This is a genomic window from Salipaludibacillus agaradhaerens (assembly GCF_002019735.1).
GTDB classification, from domain to species: domain Bacteria; phylum Bacillota; class Bacilli; order Bacillales; family Salisediminibacteriaceae; genus Salipaludibacillus; species Salipaludibacillus agaradhaerens.
Genome location: NZ_KV917378.1, coordinates 4,307,103 through 4,319,439, shown reverse-complemented (window position 1 = coordinate 4,319,439; position 12,337 = coordinate 4,307,103). Strand labels below are relative to the sequence as shown.

Annotated in this window: 6 protein-coding genes; 1 reads left to right on the top strand and 5 read right to left on the bottom strand. The window is 53.4% G+C overall.

Features of this window, described 5'->3' with window-relative positions; genetic code table 11:
• The 5 genes from BK581_RS19810 to BK581_RS19790 all read right to left on the bottom strand — a co-directional run.
• Positions 1-1,470: NTTRR-F1 domain (locus tag BK581_RS19810; protein ID WP_095995577.1), on the bottom strand; the 1,470-nt coding region annotated here is incomplete at its 3' end.
• A 147-nt stretch (positions 1,471-1,617) separates the two neighbouring features.
• Entirely contained in the window at positions 1,618-7,452 is a 5,835-nt protein-coding gene (locus BK581_RS19805) for an NTTRR-F1 domain (protein ID WP_078579804.1), read from the bottom strand.
• Positions 7,453-7,801: 349 nt separating this feature from the next.
• Complete coding sequence (locus BK581_RS19800) at positions 7,802-8,497, bottom strand: N-acetyltransferase (RefSeq protein WP_078579803.1); 696 nt, start codon at positions 8,495-8,497, stop codon at positions 7,802-7,804.
• The gene (locus tag BK581_RS19795) at positions 8,497-9,561 is read right to left on the bottom strand and encodes a Gfo/Idh/MocA family protein (RefSeq protein WP_078579802.1); all 1,065 of its coding nucleotides are present in this window, start codon (positions 9,559-9,561) and stop codon (positions 8,497-8,499) included. Before BK581_RS19795 ends, BK581_RS19800 begins: the two co-directional genes overlap by 1 nt.
• A complete protein-coding gene (locus BK581_RS19790) occupies positions 9,558-10,664 on the bottom strand; it encodes a DegT/DnrJ/EryC1/StrS family aminotransferase (protein WP_078579801.1) in 1,107 nt (368 codons plus the stop codon). Before BK581_RS19790 ends, BK581_RS19795 begins: the two co-directional genes overlap by 4 nt.
• A 231-nt stretch (positions 10,665-10,895) precedes the next feature.
• Here BK581_RS19790 and BK581_RS19785 point away from each other — a divergent pair, with 231 nt between their 5' ends.
• Positions 10,896-12,212, top strand: a complete 1,317-nt coding sequence (locus BK581_RS19785) for a nucleotide sugar dehydrogenase (RefSeq protein WP_078579800.1) — start codon at positions 10,896-10,898, stop codon at positions 12,210-12,212.
• Positions 12,213-12,337 lie beyond the last annotated feature (125 nt).

Genomic DNA, 12,337 nt, shown 5'->3' with positions numbered 1-12,337 from the left:
CCCTGCTGGGCCTGTTGGCCCCTCTGGTCCTGTTGGTCCCTCTGGTCCCGTCGCTCCTGTTGCCCCTGCTGGGCCCGTTGGCCCTGCTGGGCCCTCTGGTCCGGTTGGTCCCGCTGGGCCCGTCGCTCCTGCTGGTCCCGTCGCTCCCGCTGGTCCTGTTGGTCCCTCTGGTCCTGTTGGCCCTGCTGGTCCCGTTGGCCCCGCTGGTCCTGTTGGCCCCGCTGGTCCCGTCGCTCCTGTTGGCCCTGCTGGTCCTGTTGGCCCCTCTGGTCCTGTTGGTCCCTCTGGTCCTGTTGGTCCCTCTGGTCCTGTTGGGCCCGCTGGTCCTGTTGGGCCCGCTGGTCCTGTTGGCCCCTCTGGTCCTGTTGCCCCTGCTGGTCCTGTTGGTCCCTCTGGTCCTGTTGGCCCCTCTGGTCCTGTTGGCCCTGCTGGTCCTGTTGGTCCCTCTGGTCCTGTTGGCCCCTCTGGTCCTGTTGGCCCTGCTGGTCCCGTCGCTCCCGCTGGTCCCGTCGCTCCTGCTGGTCCCGTTGGCCCCGCTGGTCCCTCTGGTCCTGTTGGCCCCTCTGGTCCTGTTGGCCCTGCTGGTCCCGTCGCTCCTGCTGGTCCCGTCGCTCCCGCTGGTCCTGTTGGTCCCTCTGGTCCTGTTGGCCCTGCTGGTCCCGTTGGCCCCTCTGGTCCTGTTGGCCCTGCTGGTCCTGTTGGGCCCTCTGGTCCTGTTGGCCCTGCTGGTCCTGTTGGCCCTGCTGGTCCCGTCGCTCCCGCTGGTCCTGTTGGTCCCTCTGGTCCTGTTGGCCCTGCTGGTCCCGTTGGCCCCGCTGGTCCCGTCGCTCCTGTTGGCCCTGCTGGTCCTGTTGGTCCCGCTGGTCCTGTTGGCCCCTCTGGTCCTGTTGGCCCTGCTGGTCCTGTTGGTCCCTCTGGTCCTGTTGGTCCTGTTGGACCTGTTGGTCCCTCTGGTCCTGTTGGGCCTGGAGGTCCTGGAGGTCCTGGATCTCCATTTGTTGTATCTAATAACTCAACATCATCAACTAATATTGCTGGAGCATTAAGTGCAGCCGTCGGTTTAATAATCCGTACTTGAGCTTGTGTTGTATTTGCTGGCGCTGGTGCCGTATTTCTAGAAATATCCAGCCATGTATCATTCAAAATTGTTGGAATACTTCCAAATTGAATTACGACTGATAAGCCAGACCCTATAACGGTATTTGCTGCATTTAAATAATCTACTTCTAACAAAATGGTTGGACTTTCCTGGGTGGTCGTTTTAGACAGTGAGACTAACAGTTGATACTGACCTCCTGGTTCAGCCGGTACATTTTGAATGAGTGAAGCCGAGACTGCCCCACCTGCTAAACGGGCTGAAAATAGACCTGAGTGTGCTTGACCGCTTACTACTGTTGTATTCACTGCACTCCACCCAGCAAGTGACCCCGTCTCAAAACTACCATTTGTAATTAAATTTATAATAGCCATCCTTTTCCTCCTTTCTAAAAAACTTAAGAGTCTACTACAACTCTCACTCATATCCTATGAGAAATTTTTAAGCCTGTTTATGCTAATCAACTAAGGTTATAGTGGCTTTTTATAGTGAATAGCTTTCTAGTTTATAGTCGCTTCCCACTATAGTGGGAAAGTAATTAAATTCAAATCTCTATTCAAAGCGGCTGCTGTAGTTACATTAGTGGCAGTAGTTACAAATGTTCTAACACTATACTCAACCGTACCGGACGCTGGAACTGTATCTACAAAAGTGTTTCCTAAAATAAACCGCTGTGTGCCTGCACTTGCAAGATTTCTATTAAATATTCTTGTTTGTAGTAATGTGGTTCCTCTATAAAGTCTGAGCTGACAAATAAAATTATTGTTAGCAACATTATCCGTCTCAATAGCCAAAGCAAAGTCAACTTTGACATCTTGCCCACTAATCACCTCCACATTGGGCACAGTTACTACAGTCACTTCCGTATTTAATGCAGGTGGGTTAAATATGGATTCAGCACCACTTACATTATTGAAGAATAGTTCTGGTTGATCGGTAGGCCCTGGTGGGCCTGTCGGACCTGTCGCTCCGGTTACTCCTGTTGCTCCCGTCGCTCCTGTTGGGCCCGTGACTCCTGTCAGGCCGGTCGCTCCTGTTGCACCGGTCGCCCCTGTTGCACCGGTCGCTCCTGTTGGACCCGTCTCTCCTGGTAGGCCTGTCGCTCCCGTTGGACCTGTCACCCCTGTTGGGCCCGTGACTCCTGTCGGGCCGGTCGCTCCTGTTGCTCCCGTTACTCCTGTTGGGCCTGTCGCTCCCGTTGGGCCGGTCACCCCTGTGGCTCCTGTTGGACCTGTGGCTCCTGTTGGGCCTGTCGCCCCTGTGGCTCCCGCCGTTCCTGTTGGGCCCGTCGCTCCTGTGGGACCCGTTACTCCCGTTGCACCCGTGGCTCCTGTTGGGCCCGTGGCTCCTGTTGGACCCGTCGCCCCTGTTGCACCGGTCGTTCCTGTTGGGCCGGTTACTCCTGTTGGACCCGGCGGCCCTGTTGGGCCAGTGGCTCCCGTTGGGCCCGTCGCCCCTGTTGGACCTGTCGCTCCTATTGGACCTGTCACCCCTGTTGGACCTGTCGCTCCTGTCGGACCCGTGGCTCCCGTTGGACCCGGCGCCCCTGTTGGACCGGTCGTTCCTGTTGGGCCGGTCACTCCTGTGGCTCCGGTTACTCCTGTTGCTCCCGTCGCTCCTGTCGGGCCGGTCGCTCCTGTTGCTCCCGTTACTCCTGTTGGGCCGGTGGCTCCCGTTGGACCTGTCGCCCCTGTTGGACCCGTGGCTCCCGTTGGACCTGTCGCCCCTGTTGGACCCGTGGCTCCCGTTGGGCCTGTTGCTCCCGTTGGACCGGTGGCTCCTGTTGGGCCGGTCGCCCCTGTTGGACCGGTCGCTCCTGTTGCACCCGGCGCTCCGGTTGGCCCGGTGGCCCCTGTTGCTCCCGGCGCTCCGGTTGGGCCGGTCACTCCCGTGGCCCCGGTGACTCCTGTTGGACCGGTCGCTCCTGTTGAGCCGGTCGCCCCTGTTGGACCGGTCGCTCCGGTTGGACCGGCGGCCCCTGTTGCTCCCGTTGGACCTGTCGCTCCTGTTGGGCCCGTGGCTCCCGTTGCACCGGTCGCTCCCGTTGGGCCGGTCACCCCTGTTGCTCCCGCCGTTCCTGTTGGGCCCGTCGCCCCTGTTGGACCGGTCGCTCCTGTTGCACCTGTCGCTCCTGTTGGGCCCGTGGCTCCTGTTGGACCTGTCGCTCCTGTTGGGCCCGTGGCCCCTGTTGCACCGGTCGCTCCTATTGGACCTGTCACCCCTGTTGGACCGGTCGCTCCTGTCGGACCCGTGGCTCCTGTTGGACCCGTCGCCCCTGTTGGGCCCGTGGCTCCTGTTGCTCCCGCCGTTCCTGTTGGACCGGTCGCTCCTGTTGCACCCGTTACTCCTGTTGGGCCGGTGGCTCCTGTTGGACCCGTCGCTCCTGTTGGGCCCGTGGCTCCCGTTGGACCCGGCGCTCCCGTTGGACCTGTGGCTCCGGTCGGGCCGGTCGCTCCCGGCGCTCCGGTTGGCCCGGTGGCCCCTGTTGCTCCCGGCGCTCCCGTTGGACCTGTGGCTCCTGTTGGGCCCGTGGCCCCTGTTGGACCGGTCGCTCCTATTGGACCTGTCACCCCTGTTGGACCTGTCGCTCCTGTCGGACCCGTGGCTCCTGTTGGACCCGTCGCCCCTGTTGGGCCGGTCACTCCTGTTGGACCGGTTACTCCTGTTGGACCCGGCGCTCCGGTTGGGCCGGTCGCTCCCGGCGCTCCGGTTGGCCCGGTGGCCCCTGTTGCTCCCGGCGCTCCCGTTGGACCTGTGGCTCCTGTTGGGCCGGTCGCCCCTGTTGGACCCGGCGCCCCTGTTGCACCCGTGGCTCCCGCTGGACCTGTCACCCCTGTTGGGCCCGTCGCCCCTGTTGGACCGGTCGCTCCTATTGGACCTGTCACCCCTGTTGGACCTGTCGCTCCTGTCGGACCCGTGGCTCCTGTTGGACCCGTCGCCCCTGTTGGGCCGGTCACTCCTGTTGGACCGGTTACTCCTGTTGGACCCGGCGCTCCGGTTGGGCCGGTCGCTCCCGGCGCTCCGGTTGGCCCGGTGGCCCCTGTTGCTCCCGGCGCTCCGGTTGGACCTGTGGCTCCTGTTGGGCCGGTCGCCCCTGTTGGGCCCGTCGCTCCTGTTGGGCCCGTCGCTCCTGTTGGACCTGTCGCTCCTGTTGGGCCCGGCGCTCCTGTTGGACCTGTCGCTCCTGTTGGGCCCGTGGCCCCTGTTGCACCGGTGGCACCGGTTACTCCTGTTGGGCCCGTCGCTCCTGTTGGACCGGTCGCTCCTGTTGAGCCGGTCGCCCCTGTTGGACCGGTCGCTCCTGTTGGACCGGCGGCCCCTGTTGCTCCCGTTGGACCTGTCGCTCCTGTTGGGCCTGTGGTTCCTGTTGGACCCGTTACTCCTGTTGGACCGGTCGCTCCTGTTGGACCGGTCGCTCCTGTTGGGCCCGTGGCTCCTGTTGCTCCCGCCGTTCCTGTTGGACCGGTCGCTCCTGTTGCACCTGTCGCTCCTGTTGGGCCCGTGGCTCCTGTTGGACCTGTCGCTCCTGTTGGGCCGGTCGCTCCCGTTGCACCCGTCGCTCCTGTTGGGCCGGTCGCTCCCGTTGCACCCGGCGCTCCTGTCGGACCCGTCGCCCCTGTTGGACCCGTTACTCCTGTTGGACCGGCGGCCCCTGTTGCTCCCGTTGGACCTGTCGCTCCTGTTGGGCCCGTCGCTCCTGTTGGACCTGTCGCTCCTGTTGGGCCCGTGGCTCCTGTTGCACCCGTGGCCCCTGTTGGACCTGTCGCTCCTGTTGGGCCCGTGGCTCCTGTTGAGCCGGTCGCCCCTGTTGGACCGGTCGCTCCTGTTGGACCGGTCGCTCCTGTTAGGCCCGTGGCTCCTGTTGGACCTGTCGCTCCTGTTGGGCCCGTGGCCCCTGTTGCACCGGTGGCACCGGTTACTCCTGTTGGGCCCGTCGCTCCTGTTGGGCCCGTGGCTCCTGTTGCACCGGTCGCTCCCGTTGGGCCCGTGGCTCCTGTTGGGCCTGTGGCTCCCGTTGCACCCGGCGCTCCTGTTGGGCCGGTCGCCCCTGTTGAACCGATGGCTCCCGTGGGACCGGTTGCTCCTGTTGCACCGGTTGCTCCTGTCGGGCCGGTCGCTCCTGTTGGACCCGTTACTCCTGTTGGGCCTGTGGCTCCCGTTGCACCCGGCGCTCCTGTCGGACCCGTCGCCCCTGTTGGACCCGTTACTCCTGTTGGACCTGTCGCCCCTGTTGGGCCCGTGGCTCCTGTTGGGCCCGTGGCTCCTGTTGCTCCCGCCGTTCCTGTTGGACCGGTCGCTCCTGTTGCACCTGTCGCTCCTGTTGGGCCCGTGGCTCCTGTTGCTCCCGTGGCCCCTGTGGCACCGGTTACTCCTGTTGGGCCTGTGGCTCCTGTTGGACCCGTTACTCCTGTTGGGCCGGTCGCTCCCGTTGGGCCAGTCGCCCCTGTTGCACCGGTCGCTCCCGTTGGGCCAGTGGCTCCTGTTGGGCCGGTCGCTCCCGTTGCACCCGGCGCTCCTGTTGGGCCGGTCGCTCCTGTTGGACCGGTCGCTCCCGTGGCCCCGGTGACTCCCGTTGGACCGGTCGCTCCTGTTGGACCGGTCGTTCCTGTTAGACCCGTGGCTCCCGTTGGACCCGGCGGCCCTGTTGGGCCTGTGGCTCCCGTTGGGCCGGTGGCTCCCGTTGGACCTGTCGCCCCTGTTGCACCGGTCGTTCCTGTTGGGCCGGTCACTCCTGTTGGACCGGTTACTCCTGTTGGACCCGGCGCTCCGGTTGGGCCGGTCGCCCCTGTGGCTCCTGTTGGACCTGTGGCTCCTGTTGGGCCGGTCGCTCCCGTTGGGCCAGTCGCCCCTGTTGCACCGGTTGCTCCTGTCGGGCCGGTCGCTCCTGTTGGACCCGTTACTCCTGTTGGGCCTGTGGCTCCCGTTGCACCCGGCGCTCCTGTCGAGCCCGTCGCCCCTGTTGGGCCTGTGGCTCCTGTTGGGCCGGTCGCTCCCGTTGCTCCCGTCGCTCCTGTTGGGCCGGTCGCCCCTGTTGAACCGGTGGCTCCTGTTGGGCCGGTCGCTCCTGTGGCTCCTGTTGGACCTGTGGCTCCTGTTGGGCCGATCGCTCCTGTTGCACCCGGCGCTCCTGTCGGACCTGGCGCCCCTGTTGGACCCGTTACTCCTGTTGGGCCGGTCGCTCCCGTTGCTCCCGTCGCTCCTGTTGGGCCGATCGCTCCTGTTGCACCCGGCGCTCCTGTCGGACCTGGCGCCCCTGTTGGACCCGTTACTCCTGTTGGGCCGGTCGCTCCCGTTGCTCCCGTCGCTCCTGTTGGGCCGGTCACCCCTGTTGCACCGGTTGCTCCTGTCGGGCCTGTCACCCCTGTTGCACCGGTTGCTCCTGTCGGGCCGGTCGCTCCGGTTGGACCCGTTACTCCTGTTGGGCCTGTGGCTCCCGTTGCACCCGGCGCTCCTGTCGGACCCGGCGCCCCTGTTGCACCTGTCGCCCCTGTTGGACCGGTCGCCCCTGTTGGGCCGGTGGCCCCTGTTGCTCCCGGCGCTCCTGTTGAGCCGGTCGCCCCTGTTGGACCGGTCGCTCCGGTTGGACCGGCGGCCCCTGTTGCTCCCGTTGGACCTTTCGCTCCTGTTGGGCCCGTGGCTCCTGTTGGACCCGTTACTCCTGTTGGACCGGTCGCCCCTGTTGGACCCGGCGCCCCTGTTGCACCGGTTACTCCTGTTGGACCTGTCGCTCCTGTCGGGCCGGTCACCCCTGTTGCTCCCGTTGGACCCGGCGCCCCTGTTGCTCCAGTTGCTCCTGTTGGACCCGTGGCTCCCGCTGGACCTGTCACCCCTGTTGGACCCGGCGCTCCCGTTGGACCAGGGGGACCCGTAACCCCGGAACCATTTGCTTCTAGCACTTCTACATTATCAATCAAAACCGCCGGAGCATTTAGAGCTGCAGGAGGCTTAGATATCATCACCTCCGCATGCGTTGCGCTAGCAGGTGCAGAGAATGTATTTTGATAAATGAATTTCCAAATATTCTCTTCTATCGTCGGTATCGTTCCGTAAACAATCTTAAAAGACAAGCCCGTCCCTACTATTTCATTTAAATCGTTTAAAAAAGAAACCTGCACTATGATTTCAGGACTTGCTTGTAACCCTTGTTTTGACATAGAAACAAAAAACTCATAGTGATTTTCTGGTTGAACAGGAATGGTTTGTGAAATAAATGCTGTAATTGAGCCGCTGGAAAATCGAGCAGAAAATTGACCCGTATGAGGCCGGACAGAAATAATCGTTGTGTTCAGAAATTGCCAATTAGCTAATGTACCTGTTTCAAACCCTCCATTAACAACCAGATTTTGAATGGACACCCGCTTTCTCTCCCTCCTCAACTGATGACGATTAGCCTTTTCTCACGTTTTTATTTTAAAGACATATTCTCGCCACATACTATGGGAAAAAGGTTTTAACGGTATACGCTCTCGTCCCGACTCCTATAGATATAATTTCTTTAAAATCTTCAGTCTCCCCTCACAGGCAAGTGTCTGTAAAATCCCCGGCTCAAAATAGTGAACAAAGCTAAAACTATTTAGACGTGAGATAATAAACGCTAATCTCCTGATTCACTCAACTCCCACTGATTGAAGATTCGTTTTATATTTTTGAAACCATAACTTTTCACATAAAAAAAGCCGACATATTCGGCTTTTTACTCCATTATTATTTCCTTAACGGCTGAGCTGGATTTCCTACACATGTGGTATTAGAATGAATCCTTTTTGTGACAACAGCACCAGCTCCTACAACAGCCTCTTCACCAATTTCTACTCCAGGAAGCAATGTGACATTGTTCCCAATTTTAGCCCCTTTCTTTATAATAGGACCTTGATGGCGATAGTTCCCTTCCCCCATATATTTATCGTTAGAGGAGGACACACACGGCCCTATAAAGACATCATCTTCTATCATCATATCGGCGGTCACATAACTACCCGTTTGTATGGTGACTCTCTTCCCAATAACCGTATTATTTTCAACGGTTGCACTTCTGCCAACAATACTGGCCTCTCCAACAATTGTCTTCTCCCTAATACTAGCTAAATCTCCAATATAGACATCATCAGCTAGCATAACACCGCGATACAACACCACATGATCTCCTATCGTGACATTATGACCGATTTTTAGAGGGGCAAGTGTCGATACTGGCTTTCGAGCCATTTTTTTATTTGTCGTTGGTCGTTTCCCCAATGAGATAAGACTACCTATCTTGACATTATCTCCAATAACAGTGTCTTCTTTTATCACGACATGATGACCTATTGTGACATTATCTCCAATGATGACCCCCTTCTCAATCACAACATACTCTCCAATCGAACTGTTTTTCCCTATCTCTACGTTTTCATAAATCATTAGCAGCTTCCTTTCATATCAAGTGTGGAAAAATTCTCTATAGGAAATGGGGTGGCTTTGTTTTTTATATGCGACAAATAAAGACCTGCAATAGCTTCAAACGCTTTCTTCCCTTCAATACAGGGCATTTTAACTGGTTTTGTCGATTTTAAAGCGTTAATAAAATCTTCATACATGTACTCATGCTCTCTAGTATCGTTCATAAGTAAATTTAATTCCTTTTCTATTTCTGGATGGCCTTCAACAAAGCAACGTTCCAATCGATCGAACCCGCCCTTTATGCTGATTGTTGCTTTATCGTAAATGAGTGTTAGTTCATAGCCTAAATTGTTCGGTAATGTGATTGAATTGGCATCAATTACAGCTTTCGCACCATTTTTGAAATGTAAAATACCTGATGCCACATCTTCTGTTTCTTTAAATGGTAAATAACGAGCTAACTGTCCATAAACGCTGTGGATATCGCCTAACAGCCAGATTAGCAAATCGACTAAATGGATGCCTTGGTTGACTAACATCCCCCCATCTTTTTCCCAACTTCCACGCCATGCAGCAGAGGAATAATAACTTTCAGGTCGATGAATCTTTAACGAGGCTGTACCATAATAGGGTTTTCCGGTAATTCCTTCATCCATCAACCATTTTATTTTTTGAAAGACTGGCCGATAACGGAGTTGGTGACATACGAGGACGACATTATTTGTTAACTGCTGAAGGTTGATTAATTCATCCGTGTCCTGTAAAGACAAAGCAATAGGCTTTTCTAACATGACGTGCTTACCTGCTTTTAAAGCTTCTTGAGCCACAGTTGCATGCATTGAAGATAAAAGCGACACGACAACGGCATCAACGTCTTTCCTTTTGATGAGAGCTTTATAATCGTTTAGTTTTGCAATAGAAGTTTGCTCTCCCGTTAAGGTGCGATAGCGTTCAACTGCCTCACTCATTCTGTCATCATCCACATCACTAACTGCTGTTAATTGAACAGAAGCTATGTTCGCGATTGTTTTCAAATGCTTCCGAGAAATGGCACCACACCCAATCAAACCAATGGTGACACTCATAACTTGTTTACTGCCTTTTTAATAGCTTTAATGACTTGATTTTGTTCATTACTGGTCAAATAGGGGTGCATTGGAATAGCAAATAATTCTTTAGATAATGTTTCAGCTACCGGTAAATCTCCTTTTTTATACCCTAGATGTTGATAAACTTCTTGCAGATGGAGACATCGGGGGTAATAAATACCTGTCGCTATTTGGTCTTTATTTAAAAAAGCCGTCACGTCATCTCTTTTAGGAGAAGCTAGACAATATAAATGGAAAACGTGCTTACATTCTTCTGAAACAAAGGGGGCTGTGATGCCTTTCACATGACGTAACGATGCAGTATACTTTTCAGCTAAGCTAATACGATTAGCATTCCATTCATCTATTTTCTGTAGACAAACGAGCAGTATGGCTGCATGCAGTTCGTCTAACCTGCTGTTATAACCAATACGGTCATGAAAGTATTTTTTACTACTCCCATGAACTCGTAACGTACGAAGCTGATTAGCTAATCGTTTGTCCGATGTTACGATCATACCGCCATCACCTAATGTCCCAAGATTTTTAGTTGGGAAAAATGAAAAGCAGGCTGCATCACCTAAATGACCAGCTTGTCGTTGTTTATATGTCGCTCCAAAAGCTTGACAAGCATCTTCAATAACATAAAGACTATATTTTTGAGCTATTTCGTTGATTTTATCCATATTCGCTGGCTGGCCAAATAAATGGACAGGAATAATCGCTTTAGTGGCGCTTGTAATCTTACTTTCAAGACATTCAGGGTTTAGATTGTACGTTTTTTCATCCACATCAGCAAATACTGGTGTAGCCCCAACACGCGTAATAGCTTCAGCTGTTGCAAAAAATGTAAATGGTGTTGTCACCACTTCATCTCCTGAGCCGATACCATAGGCTTCTAATGTTAACACTAGGGCATCTGTTCCATTGGCTACCGCCACAGCTTCTTCTACTTGTAATCGTTCAGCCACTTCTTCCTCAAGCTTTTTCACATGAGTCCCTAAAATATAGTGACCGCTTTCAATGACTTTTTCAACTTCCGCTAAAATATCCGTTTTAATTGTATTGAATTGCCGCTTCAAATCAATAAGTGACACCATCTTTTTCCCCTCTTCACTTGATTTTTTAATAGATGATTCCTTTTTTACATGCTCTGTTTAGCTTATGAAGGGGAAATATATGTGACACGGTATTAACCTACTAACAAGCTTTCATTACGAAAAAAGACAGTTAGCTGTTAACCAACTGCCTTTTTTTATATAGCTGATGCACCCTCTCATCTTTTACATCATATATCGTAATAGCTTGACATGACAGAAAGGATAATGATGATGAAGGAAAAACAACTGCCCCACCCTTATAAGGGCAATACAAAGGTAGGTGTCGTAGGACTTGGTTATGTCGGATTACCAGTAGCGGTTGGTTTTGCAGAAAAATACCCTGTTACAGGTTATGACATTAATCAAAAACGGATCGAAGCATTAAAGTTGAAAAAAGATACGACCGGAGAGGTGACCAGTGAGCAGTTAAATAATAATAACCTCACATTTACAACTGATGAAAAAGCGCTTAAACCGTGTAACTTTATCATTGTCACGGTGCCTACACCGATTACCGAAGCAAACACACCTGATTTATCTCATTTACAAAAAGCTTCGGCCATAGTAGGAAGCCAATTAACAGAAGGGAATATCGTCGTTTACGAATCAACCGTGTATCCTGGGGTGACGGAAGATATATGTCTGCCAATTTTAGAAGCCCATTCGAATTTGAAAGCAGGTGTGGATTTTGAAGTAGGTTATTCACCTGAGAGGATTAATCCAGGTGATAAAGAACATACTTTTTCATCTATCGAGAAGGTAGTTTCTGCCCAAAACGACGTGGCGTTAAAAAAAATTGATGACATGTATCGAAGTATTTTAAACGCCCCTATTACAAAAGCAGCATCGATTAAAGTTGCTGAAGCTTCTAAGGTCGTTGAAAACACCCAGCGGGACATTAATATCGCATTAATGAATGAGCTGTTTTACATGTTTCATCATATGGGTATCAATACATTTGACGTTCTAAAAGCTTCAAGTTCAAAGTGGAACTTCCTCCCCTTCACACCAGGTCTCGTAGGGGGGCATTGTATTGGTGTGGACCCATATTACCTTATTCACAAAGCTAAAATATGCGGATATGAATCAGAACTCATGGCCGCTGCCAGAAAAGTCAATGATTATATGCCCACATATCTTGTGAACTGCATTACCCATACACTGATAGAAAAAAATATATGCCCTAGTGAATGCCACATCAATGTTCTTGGTATCACGTTCAAAGAAAACGTCCCTGATCTTCGCAATTCAAAGGCCGTGGAGATAGTGAATCAATTAACGACACTTGGGTTATCTGTATCTATTTACGACCCTCTGGCAGATAAAGAAGAGGCAAAAGACGGATATGGTCTCTCCCTTAAGTTAGCAGAGGAAATCCCCCCTGCAAATATGCTTATTTTAGCCGTTCCTCACGACGAGTTTTTAACTATGAATACGGAGGATTACCTTCCATTTCTTAAAAACAATCGCGATGTGATCATATTTGATATTAAAAATAGTCTAGAAAATAAAGCATTCCCTGACCACGTTAAGGTTTGGACACTTTAAATTAAAAGATTTCTAGACGTGTATCCTCCACGTTATATCAAAAGAGATAAGAATCACTTATTTCAAGCGATCAGCAATGGGATAACGAGCTTACTTCTAACACAATTAAACATCTTGGCATAACT